Source organism: Microlunatus soli (assembly GCF_900105385.1).
In the GTDB taxonomy this organism is placed as follows: Bacteria; Actinomycetota; Actinomycetes; order Propionibacteriales; family Propionibacteriaceae; genus Microlunatus; species Microlunatus soli.
Window position 1 is genome coordinate 5,462,868 of sequence record NZ_LT629772.1, and the last position, 15,413, is coordinate 5,478,280.

Annotated in this window: 12 protein-coding genes; 6 read left to right on the forward strand and 6 right to left on the reverse strand. The window is 67.1% G+C overall.

The window, feature by feature from the left end; translation table 11 throughout:
• Positions 1-29: 29 nt before the first annotated feature.
• Both BLU38_RS25030 and BLU38_RS25035 read right to left on the reverse strand, forming a co-directional pair.
• Positions 30-1,226, reverse strand: coding sequence for a serine hydrolase domain-containing protein (locus tag BLU38_RS25030; protein WP_157683697.1), 1,197 nt, complete (start codon positions 1,224-1,226; stop codon positions 30-32).
• A 105-nt stretch (positions 1,227-1,331) separates the two neighbouring features.
• Entirely contained in the window at positions 1,332-2,369 is a 1,038-nt protein-coding gene (locus tag BLU38_RS25035; RefSeq protein WP_197679854.1) for a LacI family DNA-binding transcriptional regulator, read from the reverse strand.
• A 213-nt stretch (positions 2,370-2,582) separates the two neighbouring features.
• Between BLU38_RS25035 and BLU38_RS25040 the strand changes: the two genes are divergently transcribed.
• Positions 2,583-3,341 carry a ThuA domain-containing protein gene (locus tag BLU38_RS25040; protein ID WP_231920030.1) on the forward strand — a complete coding sequence of 253 codons (759 nt, stop codon included), beginning with the start codon at positions 2,583-2,585 and terminating at the stop codon, positions 3,339-3,341.
• Positions 3,338-4,450, forward strand: a complete 1,113-nt coding sequence (locus BLU38_RS25045) for a Gfo/Idh/MocA family protein (protein WP_091528651.1) — start codon at positions 3,338-3,340, stop codon at positions 4,448-4,450. Before BLU38_RS25040 ends, BLU38_RS25045 begins: the two co-directional genes overlap by 4 nt.
• A 14-nt stretch (positions 4,451-4,464) precedes the next feature.
• On the opposite strand, the gene BLU38_RS25050 is transcribed toward BLU38_RS25045, so the two are convergent.
• The gene (locus BLU38_RS25050; protein WP_231920031.1) at positions 4,465-6,249 is read right to left on the reverse strand and encodes an ABC transporter ATP-binding protein; all 1,785 of its coding nucleotides are present in this window, start codon (positions 6,247-6,249) and stop codon (positions 4,465-4,467) included.
• Positions 6,246-8,096 (reverse strand): ABC transporter ATP-binding protein, encoded by a 1,851-nt coding sequence (locus tag BLU38_RS25055; RefSeq protein ID WP_091528654.1) that lies wholly within the window; start codon positions 8,094-8,096, stop codon positions 6,246-6,248. Before BLU38_RS25055 ends, BLU38_RS25050 begins: the two co-directional genes overlap by 4 nt.
• 216 nt (positions 8,097-8,312) lie before the next feature.
• On the opposite strand from BLU38_RS25055, the gene BLU38_RS25060 reads away from it, so the two are divergent.
• Entirely contained in the window at positions 8,313-8,828 is a 516-nt protein-coding gene (locus BLU38_RS25060) for a GNAT family N-acetyltransferase (RefSeq protein ID WP_157683698.1), read from the forward strand.
• Between the two features lie 26 nt (positions 8,829-8,854).
• Positions 8,855-9,793: an aminoglycoside phosphotransferase family protein gene (locus tag BLU38_RS25065; RefSeq protein ID WP_157683699.1), complete on the forward strand. Its 939-nt coding sequence runs from the start codon at positions 8,855-8,857 to the stop codon at positions 9,791-9,793.
• A 399-nt stretch (positions 9,794-10,192) separates the two neighbouring features.
• On the opposite strand, the gene BLU38_RS25070 is transcribed toward BLU38_RS25065, so the two are convergent.
• Together BLU38_RS25070 and BLU38_RS25075 are read right to left on the reverse strand one after the other, a co-directional pair.
• Positions 10,193-12,172 (reverse strand): hypothetical protein, encoded by a 1,980-nt coding sequence (locus tag BLU38_RS25070; RefSeq protein WP_091528659.1) that lies wholly within the window; start codon positions 12,170-12,172, stop codon positions 10,193-10,195.
• A gap of 910 nt (positions 12,173-13,082) precedes the next feature.
• Positions 13,083-13,358, reverse strand: coding sequence for a hypothetical protein (locus BLU38_RS25075; RefSeq protein WP_157683700.1), 276 nt, complete (start codon positions 13,356-13,358; stop codon positions 13,083-13,085).
• A 214-nt stretch (positions 13,359-13,572) separates the two neighbouring features.
• Here BLU38_RS25075 and BLU38_RS25080 point away from each other — a divergent pair, with 214 nt between their 5' ends.
• Positions 13,573-14,343 (forward strand): class I SAM-dependent methyltransferase, encoded by a 771-nt coding sequence (locus tag BLU38_RS25080; RefSeq protein WP_091528664.1) that lies wholly within the window; start codon positions 13,573-13,575, stop codon positions 14,341-14,343.
• Positions 14,344-14,444: 101 nt separating this feature from the next.
• Complete coding sequence (locus BLU38_RS25085) at positions 14,445-15,413, forward strand: iron-siderophore ABC transporter substrate-binding protein (protein ID WP_091528667.1); 969 nt, start codon at positions 14,445-14,447, stop codon at positions 15,411-15,413.

Consider the following 15,413-nt stretch of genomic DNA (forward strand, 5'->3'; position numbering starts at 1 on the left):
CCCATCATCGCCCACCCCGGTGACAGGGTTCAGTCCCGGCAGGCGGCGAACACGTGATCGGCGACTGCGGCCAGGTGAGCCATGTCGGTCGCGGTGTAGCTGCGGAGATTGGTCAGGTAGGCAAACGCGAGATCGCGATCGGTGTCGGCCCAGGCCACACAGCAGTTGCTGCCGTTGTGGCCGAAGGTGTTGCGGCTGCTGCGATAGCCGAACGGCGGCACCCGGCCGGGGCCGCGCAGGCCACCGAGTTGGAAGCCCAGCGACCAGGGCACCGGTGCGCGGCAGAAGCCGTCGATCTCGCCGTTGCTGCTGGGGGTTCGGGCACGGCGGATCGCCTCGGGGCTGATCAGCTGCCGGTCCCCGACCAGGCCACCATCCAGCAGCATCTGATAGAACCGGGCGACGTCGTAGCCGGTCGCCGAGATGCCGGCGCTGGGCATCACCGCCTGCCGGGTGGCCGGTCGGTTGATGCCACCGGCGGCGATCCGTCCGCCGAGATGCCGGAATTCGACCGGCACCTGCCGGGGCGCCAGGTCGGGGCCGATCCCGAGATGGGTGTCGGCCACCTGCAACGGTTCGATCAGCTGATCGAACAACACGTCGGCGAACGGCCGCCCGGTGATCCGCTGCACGACCTCACCGAGGATGAAGCCGAAGATCAGGAACTGGTAGGCCGGTTCGGTGCCCGGTTGCCGTCGGGGCCGGAATCCCTCGATGATCCGCACCGCACGCTGCCAATCGGTGCAGGCCAGCACGTCCCGGAGCGCGCCGCCGGCGGTGGCGAACCCGGTGCGGTGTTGCAGCACGTGCCGGATCGTGATGCCGTCCTTGCCGTGCTGGCCGAACTCGGGCCAGTAGGTCGCCACCGGATCGTCCAGATCGAACAGACCGCGCTCGGCCAACTGGTGGATCAGGACCGTGGTGTAGGGCTTGCTGGCCGAAAAGATCCAGAACAGCCCGTCCGGTTCACAGTTGATCGCCTGGTTGCTGACCACCCGGCCGTGCCGGATCACGCAGAGCTGGACGGCCGCGCCGCGCCGGCTCGCCAAGGACGTCGCCCGTTGCAACGCTGCGGCATCCATTCCGACCTCGGCCGGCTCGGCCTCGGGGAGCGCGATCGGCTGCCGCCGATGCTGCTGCCGGGGCGCGACGGCGGCGTCGTTCGATCCGGTGCGTAGCGCGAGGTGCCGCGGATCGAGCAGCGTCGGAAGTCTGAGCAGGTTCATTGCGGGTGCGGTTCCGGGATTCGGCGGACAATAAACGCCCATCATGACATTGCCGGACAAGTCACGCAGGTGAACGCGCGGAGAACGCCCGCGAATCCGAAGGTGTCAGGGGTGCCGTGCTGGTGCGGCAGTGCTGGCGCGAAGGACCAGGGTGGTGGCCAGTTCTTCGCGGGGCAAGCGCCGGTCGGCGTCGCGTTGCCGCAGCAGTAGTCGGAGGGCTGCCGCGCCCATCTCGGCGATCGGCTGCCGTACGGTGCTCAGCCCGGCCCACTTCGCCTCCGGGACGTCGTCGAAGCCGACCACACTGAGGTCGTCCGGGATCGCGATGCCGCGGTCCGCGGCGACCTGCAGAACGCCCAGGGCGAGGGTGTCGGCACCGGCGAAGACGGCGGTCGGCCGGTCCGCCGAATCGAGTAGCCGGGCCGCCGCCTGGACGGCGTTCAGCCGGCCGTCGACGTAGAGCGTCGAGATCTCGGACTCCTCGCCGGCCAGCTCACCGACGGCGGAGCAGAAGCCGTCGACCCGGGCCCGGCTGTAGAGCAGATCCTTGCTCCAGGCGAGGACGCCGAATCGGCGATGTCCCAAGCCCAGCAGGTGTTCAGCGACGTCGCGACCGGCCGGCCAGTTGGTCGCGCCGACCGACGCGATGCCTTCCGGTGGCCGATCGACCGGATCCAGCAACACCACCGGAATGCCGGCGGCGGTCAGCATCGCCAGCTGCTGGGTCGAGGCGTCGACCAGCGCGAGTACGGCGCCGGCCGACGAACGCGCCAGCAGCCGCGTCACCCAGTCCTCCCGATTGCCGTCGCTCTGGCCGCCGGCAACGGTGACGACCAGTTCCAGGCCGGCTGCAGCGGCGGCGCTCTCCACCCCGATCAGCACCTGGTTGGCCCAGCCGCCGGCGACCCCGCTGATCACCAGGTCGATCAGTCGTCGGTCACCGGCCGGGCGGGCCGACGCCGGCCGCGCAGCTGTCGAGCCGCGTCGCCGATATCCGGTTTCGGCGACCAGATCCATGATCCGGCGCCGGGTGCCTTCGGACACATCGGAGCGACCGTTCAGCACCTTCGACACCGTCGGAATCGTCGTGCCTGCCCGGGCAGCGATGTCGGCCAATGTCGGTTGCCGGGGACTGCTGATCACGGAATTCATCCTCACGGCAGGGGCAGATTTGCGCAACATGCCCGGAGGAGGGTCGAGGGGCGAGATCTCGGCCTCGCGTCGATTGACAGTGGATCAGGCGAGTGGAACGCTGCTTGCTACGCACCCACGCAGTGCGGGGTTTGCGCAACTTCACCAGCCTACGGCGGCCGCGGGCATCCGCTGCCGCAATCCGAGGAGAGACGTCGAGCGCCGATGACGACCGAACAGAGCCAGACCAAGGCTGACCCCAGCAGCGATCGCACAGCCCGGGACATGACCGGCAAGCAGGCGTTGATCGTCCGAGGCGGCTGGGACGGCCACGAGCCGGTCCAGACCACCGACTTCTTCGTCCCGTTCCTGACGGAGCAGGGCTACCAGGTCCGGGTCGAGGAGAGCACCAAGATCTACGCCGATGCCGAGGTCATGGCCGGTGTCGACCTGGTCGTCCAGGTGGTCACGATGTCGACCATCGAGAAGGACGAGCTGGCCGGCCTGCAGAAGGCGGTCGCCGCCGGCACCGGGTTGGCCGGCTGGCACGGCGGCATCGCCGACTCCTACCGCAACGAGGCCGATTACCTGCAGCTGATCGGTGGCCAGTTCGCCCATCACCAGGTCCGGGATCGCCCGGAAAATCTGACCGGTGGGGCGAGCAACAACTTCGTCCGCTACACCGTCGACATCGTCGATGATCAGGCCGACCATCCCATCGTCGCCGGGATCTCCGACTTCGAGCTGGAGACCGAGCAGTACTGGGTGCTCAGTGACGACTACAACGACGTTCTGGCCACCACCACGATCCCGGCCCGTGATTTCGACAACTGGCATCGTCCGATCACCTGCCCGGCGATCTGGACCCGGCAATGGGGCGAAGGCACGGTCTTCGTCTGCACCCCCGGTCATCAGCTCACCGTCGTCCAGGACCCGTCGGTCAAGACGATCATCGAGCGCGGCCTGCTGTGGGTGACCCGATGAGCGCCGGCAGCGAAGCGACCAAGATCAGGATCGGGATGGTCGGTGCCGGCAACATCTCCGGTCAGTACCTCGCCGTGATCGAGCGACTGCCGATCCTGGAGTTGGTCGCGGTCGCCGACCTTGATCAACAGCGAGCGGCTGCGGTGGCGGAGAAGTACGGTGCCAGGGCGCTGACGGTCGCCGAACTGGTCGCCAGTGACGACGTCGACGTCGTGCTCAACCTGACCCTGCCTGCGGCTCATGCCGAGGTTGCGTTGCAGGCCATCGCGGCCGGTAAGACGGTCTACGGGGAGAAGCCCCTGGCGGCGACGCTGGAGGACGGGAACAAGATCATCGAGGCGGCCCGTGCGGCCGGTGTCCGGGTCGGCTCGGCACCGGACACCGTGCTCGGAACCGGCATCCAGACTGCCCGCAAGGCGGTCGACGACGGTGTGATCGGCAGCCCGATCGCGGCGACCGCGACGATGGTGACACCGGGTCACGAGCGCTGGCATCCCAATCCGGACTTCTACTACCAGCCTGGCGGCGGCCCGGTGCTGGACATGGGGCCGTACTACGTCTCGGCGTTGATCACCATCCTCGGGCCGGTCCGTCGGGTGATCGCCGAGGCCAGCCACACCCGTACGACGCGGACCATCGGATCCGGTGACCGGGCGGGCGAGAGCTTCGATGTCGCGGTCGACACCCACGTCACCGGCGTCCTGGTGCACGAGTCCGGAGTGCTCTCCACCGTGGTGATGAGCTTCGACGCCGCGGCCAGCAAGGCATCCAACATCGAGGTGCACGGCACCGACGGCTCGTTGATCGTGCCCGACCCGAACCGCTTCGACGGCGACGTCTCGGTGCATCCGGTCGGCGGTGAGTGGAGTGTCCTGCCGGTCAGCGCCGGCTATCGTGACGCCGGTCGCGGCTACGGCATCGCCGATCTCGCGGTGACACCTGCCGACCAGCAGATCCGGGCTTCCGGTGATCTTGCTCTGCACGCGTTGGACGTGATGTTGTCCTTCCTCCGTTCGGCTTCCGACGGGGTAGCGGTCGAGGTCGAGACCAGCTGTGAACGGCCGGCACCGGTCCCGCTCGGCGACGCGCCGGGCGGGGTCACGCGCTAGCACTGGCGCGGCGGTCACCGACGGTAGCCCTTCGACTGCAGTCGATAGAGCTCGGCGTAGTGACCGCCGCTGCGCAGCAATTGGCGGTGGGTTCCGACCTCGATCAGCCGGCCGTGGTCCAGGACGATGATCAGGTCGGCCGCCGCGACGGTCGAGAAGCGGTGGGTGATCAGCAACGTGATCATCCCGGTCCGGCTGCCCGAGCGGGCTGCCTCGGCGTACCGCTCGAAGAGGTCGTTCTCGGTGGCCGCGTCGAGCGCCGCCGTCGGCTCGTCGAGGACCAGCAGCAACGGGTCGTCCCGCATCATGCCGCGGGCAAGGGCGATCCGTTGCCATTGACCGCCGGACAGATCCACGCCGTCCGGCCACTGGGCACCGAGCTGGGTGTCTAGGCCGGCCGGGAGTTGATCAATGACGGTCTCGGCCGTTCCGCGTCGGGCGGCCGACCGTAGCCGACGACGGTCGTCGAGATACCGAGGGTCGCCCAGACCGATGGCCTCGGAGGCCAGGAACTGTGGCTGCAGATAGTCCTGGAAGGCGGCACTGATCCGACACCGCCAGGCCGACGTGTCGAGTTGAGCAAGATCAACATCGTCGATCAGGATCAGACCGTCGGTCGGCCGATACATCCCGGTGAGCAACTTCACCAGGGTGGTCTTGCCGGCGCCGTTCTCCCCGACGACGGCGACCACGGTGCCGGCCGGCAGCCGAAGGGACACCTCGTCCACGGCCGGTCGGCGATCGGCTGAGTACCGGTAGCTCACGCGGTCCAGCGTGATGCCGCTTCTGAACGTCCGGGGTGGGTGCTGCTGGCCGGAGTCGGCCGACGAGACCTGCTGCCGGTAGTCCAGCAGCCAGAGCAGCCGCATCGTCGTACGGATCATGTCGATCAGATTGCCGGTTGCCTCGAGCAGATCCTGGTTGCCGGACTGGATGCGATTGACGAGCAGCAGGGCGAGCACGAAGGAGCCGACCGCCAGCAGTCCGTTCAGCACGTCGGCCACCAGCCACGCCAGGACGACGCCGGCGATCATGAAATACAGCACGTGGCATGCCGACTCGACGGCGGCCGTCCGCCGAGCCAGTTCGGTGAACGGCCGCCGCCATCGCAGCGCCGCCTGATGCAGATGTCGGCGGAGGACGGTGCCGCGATCGAACACCATGATCTCGGCACCGGCGGACGGGTCGCTGGCAAGTCCGAGCAGGTGTGCGGTCAACCGGCCCGGCTGTGCCGACGAGTTCTCCGCAGCGGCCTGCCAACGAACGAACCACCGGGTGCTGATCAACAACGGGATACCGGCGACAGCGATCAGCAGGACACGGCGGTCGGCGGCGGCCGCCAGGATCAGCGTGCCCCCGACCCGAACGACGTCGTTGAGCGTGTTCAGTAGAGTATTGAGCGCGACGCCGAGGGTCCCGCTCCGCTCCCGGAGGAGCTGGGACTGGTCCAAGTACTGCGGGGACTCCAGATGATCAAGCGTCGGGATCCGGGCCGTGATCTCGGCGACCCGCGCCTGAAAGGTGTGGCTGACCTTTTCGAGTTGTCGGATCCTGGCGTTGACACCGATCATGCACAGGGCCTTGTCGGCGGCGATCGAGGCCACGAACAGGGCGGCTCCGAGCACGATCCGCTGCAGATCCCGGTGACCAGCGCCGGTGATCATCCACGCCAGGAACATCGGTCGAAGCACCGCCATCGCCACGCCGGCCGACTCAGCGAGGCACAACACCGATCGCAACGGATCGACCCGGACCGAGGTCGAGATGATCAACCAGACCGCACGGAACGCCTTGATCACGATGCGTCCCGTTGTTGACCGAATCGGGACGCCTGGAGCCTGAACAGCTCCGCGTACCGACCGCCGGCACCGATCAGTTCGTGATGACTGCCGTCCTCGACGATCCGTGAGCCGTCACCGGTGTCGGCGAGCACCACGATGCGGTCGACATGACGCACGCTGGACAGCCGGTGACTGACCAGAACGGTGGTGGCCCCACGGGCGACCGTGAGGAACCGATCGAACAATGCCGCCTCGGCTCGGACATCGAGCGCGGCCGTCGGCTCGTCCAGGATCAACACGCCGGCACCCGTGCTCAGCGCAGCCAGGGCTCGTGCCAGTGCGACCCGCTGCCACTGCCCACCGGACAGATCGGTGCCTCCGGTGTATTCGGCCGACAGGACGGTGTCGAAGCCGTGCTGGAGGCGTTGCAGGATCTCGTCCCCTTCGGCATCGTGCATCGCCCGAGCGACCAGGGCGTCGGCACCGGATGGCGACACCTCCGGAGCGATGTTGTCGCGCAGCGACAGCTGATAACGAACGAAATCCTGGAAGATCACCGCCAGTCGGCTGCGAACGGTCCGGTCCACGCCCGGATCGCTTTCGTCGATCCGTACGGCGCCGGTGTCGGGCTGATAGAGGCCGCAGAGCAACTTGATCAAGGTGGACTTGCCGGCACCGTTCAGGCCGACCACTGCCACCGATTGTCCGGCGGGGATCTCCAGATTCACTCCGTTCAGCGTCGGACGCGGCGCCGTCGGGTAGCTGAAGCAGACGTCGGTCAGCCGGATCGCTGCCGGAATCGGTGTCGGATCCTCGGCAGGTAGGAAAAATCGAGGCTCGGCAGGTGAGCCCTGCACCGGGGGGAGCAGCTCGGGGAGTCCGAGGTCGGTCCGCGTCCGCCCTAGGACCGACAGGGTCGACAGGGTGCGCGTCAACGCGACCTGCGGGTCGGTGTGCGGGCCGAACGCGGCCATCGCCGAGATCGCCTGGACCAGTGTCACCAGGGCGCCGGCGTCGACGCGGCTCCGGTCCACGTCCACGATCAACAGCAACACAACGACGGCGGTGGCGACGAGTGGCGCCAGTAGCACGATGAGCGTGCGGCGTACCGATGACCTGCGATGTGCCCAGACCAAGCTCTGGGCGCGATGCCACACGGTGACGTAGCGGCTCACCAGCAGATCGGTCAGCCCGAAGAGGCGGACCTCTTTGGCGCCGTTCGGATGGATCAACAGGTCCCGCAAATACCCCGCGCGTCTCCGGTCGGTGCCGGTCAGGTCGAGCAGTCCGTCGAAGATCGTGCTGCTCCACCGTCCGAACGCGCGTGAATACGCCGTCCATCCGACCGCCAACAGGACCGGTGGCCACCATGACCAGGTGGTCAGCACCGCGAATGCGCCGATCGCACTCAGCCGGATCGTCAGCAACGACCAGGTCGCCTGGACACCGGATTGGAAGAGCCAGTCCCGCGATGCCTCGCCCGCGGTCTTCAGCCGCCCTACCGTCTCCGGATCCTCGAGGACGGTGAGTGAGTCGGGCGAGAGACCGGCGTCGAAGACGGTTTCGGTGATCAGCACGAGGTACCGATCCGCGATCACCTGGCCGACCGCACTGAGAGCGGACCCGGCCAGCGGAATGATCAAGAACGTCAGCGCGGTGGCAATCGCCCAACCGAACGCGGTCGGCTGATCGCGATTCAGCGACGCGACCAGCCGGCCGGTGCAGACGATCGACGCGGTCGCCGCTGCCGCAGACACGATCGACAGCGCCAGACAGGCGACAGACAGCCCGGGCGCACAAGCACGGAGCACCTTCACATGCAGGATGTAGCGCTCGACGATGGGGGAGAGAGCGAATTGAGGCATGCCAACACGACCCTTCAAGGGGCGGATGGCCGCCACGGACGGCGATCACATCACGGTGATGCGATCAGATCCACGTTATGGGTCAATCTAGCCAGGCTGTCACCGATCGGCAAGGTGGATATCGGATGCGGTCCAGCACCATCGGGAGGAAATTCGTTCGGCATCGGGTGCGGCCTGCGACACGATGATCACGTGTTCTCTTCAACCGGTGATCGCATGTCCGGTGACGCCGCCCGACGGACGGCGGACATCACCGTCCGTCCGGAGACCGATGCTGACGTCGGCGCCATCGCCGCGGTCACCCGACTGGCTTTCGACGGCAGACAGGTCGAGGTCGACATGGTGGCGGCGATCAGATCCTCGGACGGATTCGTGCCCGAGCTGTCCCTGGTCGCCGACCTGGACGGTGCAGTCATCGGGCATTGCCTGCTGGGCCGCAAGATCCTCGGCGGACGGCCGATGCCTCCCGTGCTGCAGCTGGGGCCGCTGAGCGTTCACCCGGAATGGCAGCGCCATGGCATCGGTAGCCGGCTGGTGATCGCCGCACAGCAGGAGGCGAGCCGTCGTGGTCGTGAGGCCATGATCGTTCTGCTCGGCGTGCCCGCCTACTATCCACGGTTCGGCTTCCGACGGTCCGCCGAATTCGGGATCGGCCCCGACTCCGAAGCTGCGATGATCTATCCGCTGATCGACGACCTCTCCGATTACACCGGAACCGAGATCCCGCACTGATCACCGCGATCACGAGGAGCCGTGCAGTGGACATTCCCGCCCGCCTGCGCGCCGAGGCGGGCGCAACCCTACGCGGACGCGAATGGCTCGCCGGGCTGCCGCAACTCTGCGCTCACCTGAGTGCCCAGTGGGGGATCCGGCTGGCCCGTCCGTATCCGGGGAGCCACATCTCCTTGGTGGCGCCGGTTCATGGCTTCTCAAGCCCGGCCGTGCTCAAGATCGCGCTGCCATCGCCGATCGAGTCCGGCACCATCGCCGGCGACTTCCGCCATCAGGAAGCAGCGGCGCTGCGGATCTGGGCCGGTGACGGCGCGCCCGAGCTGCTTGCGCAGGACGCGGGATCCGGGGCGATGCTTGTCGAGCAGTGTCGGCCCGGTGCGACGTTGGAGACGATCGGTTCGTCGGCGGCGGACGCGGCAGCGGCGGAGGTCATCCAGGCACTGCACCACGGCGTTCATGATCATGACGTCGAGTTCGTCCGACTGACCGATCGTGCCCGGGCGGTGGCCGCACAATTGCCCGATCGTTTCGCCGCCGTCGGAAGGCCGTTCGACGAACGGTTGCTGGGCGAGGCGGTCGATGGACTGGTTCAGTTGGCCGGATCGACCGACACCGAGGTCCTGCTGCACGGCGACACGCATCATCACAACATTCTGTCGGCGACGCGTCGCCCCTGGTTGGCCATCGATCCGCTGCCGATGCTCGGCGAGCCCGGCTACGACGCCGTGCAATATCTGCTGTTCCGGAAGGGAGACCTGCACGATCCCGAGAGCGAGTGGAGGTCGGTCATCGAGAGCTTCTGCGGGCGCCTCGACGTCGACCCCGATCGAGTGATGGCGTGGATCTTCGTACGGCTCGTGTCCGATGCGATCGCGGCCTGCGAGCGCGGGCGCCCGATCGTCGACCTCGAAGCCCGCAACGGCGATCTGTGGACCGCGCGTCTGGTGCAGCGACTGCGACGCTGAGTGGACAGGAGTCAATTCGCGGCCACAGCTGGTCGGGTTGGGCGGCCCTGCCCTGCAGGTCGGCACCTCTGCGGCGCCGCAGCGGTCGGGCAACCGCGAAGCTGACTCCGGTCCCGCGTGATCACCGGGAACAGCACGCGCTGGAAGACGCGCGAAGTTGATCAGCTTGGTCGTTGTCTCGTGTTGCTGAGTCGGCCGTCCCTCTTTGCTGGGGAGATCGACCCGGATGCGTAGCCGACCGCCCCGGATGCTCACTCGATCCGGCCAGTTGCTCAGCGGACCACCCCTCGCTCAGTCAGCTGCGCCGGATGCCCGGCGGGCCTCCACAGAGCGCCTGGTCGGCCGCCCCGCCGTGAGCGCTGCAGGTCGGGACGTCTGCTGGGCCCACCCTCGGTCTGGTCAGTCGGCTGTTTTGTGGTGTTGGGGTCTGGTTGCGGCATGCCAGAGTTGTTGGGGCCAGGGTCCGGTGCCGAGGTCGTGGGTGCCGGCGGGGTTGGTGATGATCACCCGGCCGGTCTCGGTGTGCCAGATGAAGGTTCCGGGCTCGACTTGGCGCACGCGGACGGTGCCGAATGTTTTGACCCGATGTTCGCCGGTGGCCATCGGTCCCAGGTTGTGGGGGCCGGTCTGGCCCGGTGGTCCGATCGGTGGTGGCAGGTAGGCGATGGTGTGGTCCATCTCCATCAGTCGGCTGATCCGGTTGGAGAAGGGGAACACGCTGCGCGGGTTGCGCGCGAGGAGGGCTTCGCGCATCCAGGTCGGGGTTTCGTAGAGGTCGACCGCGGTGACCGATGCGGGGTCGATGACGGGTGTGATGTGCAGTCGGGTGCCGGTGCGCAGCCAGCGGCGGACGGTGTCGGCCAGTTGTGGGCCGAGGTCTTCGACGCGGGCGACGGCGTGGTCGCCGCGGACCGCGGATTCGTCGATGTGGACGTGTAGTACTGACAGGGGCAACAGTTTGTGGGGGTCGATGCCGCGGATCAACGCTCGCAGCGCCCGCTCCCGGGCAGCATCCCGATCACTGTCAGATTGGGCGTCGCCTGTCAGATCGTCATCGTGCGAGTCGTCATCGGGATGATCACCGTCCGGCTGGTCGTGGGTCGGATGGTCAGAGGTCGGGCCGGCGCCAGGAGACGCGGTATCCGTCGGGCCTGCGGCCGTCAGATCCGTCTCGGCGCGATCGGTGTCGACGTGATCGTCGGTGTGGTGGCCACCATTGCCCTGGCCTTCATCGGGCCGGCCATCTCCTGGTTGAGTGCCGGCGGTCGAGCCGGCCGCGGCTCGGTCAACGTCAGCGTGGTCGGCAGCACCCTGGCCCAGCCCACCTTCAGACACCTCATCGCACGGATCACCACCGGGCTGATCGCGATACGGCTGGTCACGGTAGGGCTGATCACCGTCCGGCTGGGCATCACCAGGACGATCATCACCAGGACCATGATCATCACGTGGCTGGCGGCCGTGATCGCCCTGGGAATCATGATCATCACAGGTCCGGTGATCATCTGTTTCGGTGTCGGGTGTGCAGTCGTTGTCGGTGGCGGTGAACAGATCGATTGCGGCGTCGAACAGGTCCGGGCAGCCGAGTTCCAGCAACACCCGGCAGGTCACGAACGGCAACCGCAACAGGCCGACTGCTAAGGCCTCCCACTCATCCACCGACTGCGGATCACGATCCGGCACACACTCCGGCAACCGATCCCGGTTGTCCCGCAACAACCGGCCGTACCGCTTCACCATCTCACCCAACGCGATCCCGTCCGGGGCATCCATCCGGGCATGAACATCGATCGCGCCGTCCTCGGACTCCCGACCCACCCGGACACCCCGCCACCGGGCAGCCGTCTCCGCCCGCACTCGGGCACCCTGCGGATCAGCCCGCAGCATGGCGGCATCGATCGCGGTCAACAACCCGCCATAGGTCACAGCGCTGATCATCCCGACCACCTCGGCATCCACCACCGCCGCCTGCTGCACCGACAACAACCGGGTCTTGGCAGCAACCAGTCGGGCATGACCGGGACGCACACCGTGGCTCTGCACCAGGGTCCAGATCCGCGGCAACCGATACCGCAGATCCAACACGTCGGCGACCAGCCGACAGGCCTGCCACTGACTCAGCCCGATCTCCAACCCCAACGTCGCCGCCGCGGTCTCGGCCACCGTCGGCGTGCCGTCACCGGCCAACACCATCGCTCGCTCCGAGGCCATCTCCAACCGAGTCCGCTGCGGCACCAACCCATCACCAGGGTTCGCCACCACCCACTCCGCCACCACTTCCAACAACCCACAACCGGCCGCCCACTCGGCACGAGCCAGCTCCGACGCACGAGTGAGAAGCTCCACCCGTCGCCCACCGACCACCGTGCCCGCGCTCATGAAACCACCCTACGGACACCCACCGACAGTCTTGCCCGAGCGCCAGAATCCCTGTGGATCAAGAGAAGATCGCCGGAGCCGCGGCCATGATCACCATTACTACCGACCGGACCGAGATGCGCCGGGCGCCGTGCTCGGAGCAGCCGGGACGCACGAGTGAGAAGCTCCACCCGTCGTCCGCCGACCACCCCGCTCGTACTCATGAAACCACCCTACGGACCGGCGCGGACAGTCTTGCCCGACAGCCGGCATCCCTGTGGACACAAGGAAAACCCGCGGATCCGTGGCCACGAACACAGCCATCATCAACCGAACCAACATGTGCCGCCCGTGACGCACGGAGCAGCCGGAACGCACCGGTGAGAAGCTCCACCCGCCGCCCACCGACCACCGCGCCCGCACTCATGGAGCCACCCTAGGGACAGCCACCGACAGTTCTTCCCAGCCAATCAGCAAGGCTGTGGACAAAGACGAAACTCAGCACCGCTGCTCCGATTTCGACGTCGGTTCAGAGTCGACTGCGTTGATATCGACGACGAGATCGAGACTGGCGACCCCTGGCAGTACTCGCGCGAGATCTTCGCGTCGGAAGACCTGCCTGCAGCGCGCGCGAGATAAGGATTTGCCGAAACCGGTTCTCGATGGTCGGCTGACCTCTTGGCGAGAACATTTCGGCCGATGACGCTCGATGATGTGGACGTGATCATGACCGCGGATCATCGGATCGGACGGCTCCGTGTTGTGCGCACCGCGGACTGCAATCGAGATCGCAGGTCTACAGATCCATCCCTACTGTACGAGCGGCTCGGATTTGAGCGGATCCGAAGCGTTGACGACGATGATCGAATGTGGCGATCCGGGCCCGCGATGCGTGGGGAGCAACGATGATCACGCGTCGCGCTGTCCGGTGTCAGGATTGCAGCGTGTCGACGTCGGAGCGATCATCGTTGCGCGGTAGCGCAGCCGACGGTGGAAGCGGTCGACTGCGCCGGTCGGCGAACAAGGCATCGGAGGTCGCTGCGTCGGCCTCGGAGATGCTGCCGCTGATGGTGATCTGCTGCGCCCGCTCGCGCCGGTAGAAGTCCAATGCTGCATGAGGATTGGCCACGACATCGCGGTCCTTGCGGCTGTCGGTGGAGAAGCCCGGAACGACTCTGCGGTCGGCGAGGTCCTTGATCAACACCATACGAGCTGAGACACCGCCCCAGCCCCGCAGCAGGGTGATCGGATCGGCCGGAGGTCGGACGAACTCCGGCAGTTCGAGGTCATGTCGCCGGACAGGGGTGCTGGATGTTGCCGGGCGTGACCGTACCGACAAACCGATCCTGGGCCCCCAAAATATCTCACCTGATGAATATTTGCCTTGATCGTGGCGACGTCGACTCTCTAGGGTCGTCGCCGTGAGAAGACCTGACGGAAGTGCCGGCGACGCCGACTACGGACAGATCGGCGGTGGCTACCGCTCCTATCGCGAGCCCGAGCCACGCTTCGCCGCGGCGATCGAGAGCGCCCTGGGTGCCGCTCGCACGGTGATCAACATCGGTGCCGGCGCCGGCTCCTATGAACCCATCGATCGTGACGTGACCGCCGTCGAGCCGTCGGTCGCGATGCGGGAGCAGCGTCCGGCCGATCGGCCGCCCGCGGTGGATGCGGTCGCAGAGGACCTTCCGTTTGCCGACGACAGCTTCGACGCGGCGATGACAACCTTCTCGGTCCACCAATGGTCCGACCTCGAGGGCGGTCTGGCCGAGATGCGCAGGGTGGCGACCGGGCCGGTGGTGATCTTGACCTGCGACCCGGTCCTGGTGCACGACTTCTGGCTGAACGACTATGCGCCGGCGGTACTGGACACCGAGGCTCGCCGCTATCCGCCCCTGGCGCGCATCGCCGGGGCCCTGGGCGGTACGACCGAGATCACACCACTGCCGATCCCGTTGCGGTGCCGGGACGGTTTCTCGGAGGCGTACTACGGCCGGCCGGAGGCATTCCTCGATCCGGGTGCCCGGTTGGCGAACTCTGCCTGGAGTTTCGTCGCCCCCGATCTGGCGCAAGCCTCGGTCGAGGCGCTGCGGGCTGACCTCGCCGACGGAAGCTGGGACCGCCGACACGGGCAGTTGCGGAGCCAGGATCAGTACCAGGGATCACTTGTCCTGATCACCGCAACACCCTGACCTGCGACAGTCGTGAGACCGGTTTGAGTCATCGGACACCGGTGGGTTAGGGTTGCCTAACTCCGGCGCGTCAAGGCGATCGGACCTCGGGAAGGGTGCAGATGGCTCGACGCCTCGCCGCGCTGATCACGGTATTGCTCGTCGTCGTGACGGCAGGCTGCCAGTCCGACGCCGGTGATCGTCCCGGCACCTCGGAGTCGGCCGCGGCCTCGATCAGCACCAAGTTCGGTGCGGTGACACCGCCGAAGAATCCGCAGCGGGTCGTCGCCCTGGGTTGGGGAGACGCCGAGACAGCCTTGGCGCTCGGGGTGCAGCCGGTCGGAGCCGCGGACTGGCTGGCCTTCGGCGGAGAGGGTGTCGGCCCGTGGGCCGAAGGCCGGTACGAGAAGTCGCCGAAGATCCTTGGCACCCTCGAACTGTCCTATGAGGACGTCGCCGCGCTGAAACCGGACCTGATCCTGGACACGAAGGCGTCCGGTGATCAGAAGCGCTACCAGCAGTTGTCCAAGATCGCCCCGACGGTCGGCGTGCCGAAGGGCGGCGACAACTATGCAACCACGATGGACATCCAGGTCGAGATGATCGGGAAGGCGCTCGGTCGAGTTGATCGGGCAACACGGTTGCTCGCTGACGTCCATGATCAATTCGCCGCGACGACCGCGAAGTATCCGCAGCTGAAAGGCAAGACGGTCACCGTCGCGGCCAACAGCAGCAACGGTTGGGGCGCCTACATCAAGACCACCGATCGGGTCCGCTTCATGACCGACCTCGGTCTGCGGAACAGCCCGGCGGTCGACGCCGCCGAACCGGACGGCTTCAGCGTCGAGGTCTCCGAGGAGAATCTCGATCTGCTGGACGCCGACCTGCTGGTGGTGATGCCGATCGGCACCAGCGCGCAAGAGATCGAGAAGAGCAAGCTCTTCCGCCAGGTGCCCGCTGTGGAACAAGGGCATTACGTGATCTTGGACAACCCGACGATCTCCAGGGCCTATGCGGTCGACTCGCTGCTGTCGGTTCGCTACGCGCTGGACAAGGTGCCGCCGCTGCTCGCGGCCGCCTTGAAGTCCTGA

Excerpts from the sequence above, each read along its gene's own strand:
- BLU38_RS25060 (WP_157683698.1), top strand. The coding sequence starts at position 8,313 with ATGTCCGGTGACGCCGCCCGACGGACGGCGGACATCACCGTCCGTCCG.
- BLU38_RS25055 (WP_091528654.1), bottom strand. The coding sequence starts at position 8,096 with ATGCCTCAATTCGCTCTCTCCCCCATCGTCGAGCGCTACATCCTGCAT.
- BLU38_RS25075 (WP_157683700.1), bottom strand. The coding sequence starts at position 13,358 with ATGGTGTTGATCAAGGACCTCGCCGACCGCAGAGTCGTTCCGGGCTTC.
- BLU38_RS25040 (WP_231920030.1), top strand. The coding sequence starts at position 2,583 with ATGACGACCGAACAGAGCCAGACCAAGGCTGACCCCAGCAGCGATCGC.
- BLU38_RS25045 (WP_091528651.1), top strand. The coding sequence starts at position 3,338 with ATGAGCGCCGGCAGCGAAGCGACCAAGATCAGGATCGGGATGGTCGGT.
- BLU38_RS25030 (WP_157683697.1), bottom strand. The coding sequence starts at position 1,226 with ATGAACCTGCTCAGACTTCCGACGCTGCTCGATCCGCGGCACCTCGCG.
- BLU38_RS25085 (WP_091528667.1), top strand. The coding sequence starts at position 14,445 with ATGGCTCGACGCCTCGCCGCGCTGATCACGGTATTGCTCGTCGTCGTG.
- BLU38_RS25070 (WP_091528659.1), bottom strand. The coding sequence starts at position 12,172 with ATGAGCGCGGGCACGGTGGTCGGTGGGCGACGGGTGGAGCTTCTCACT.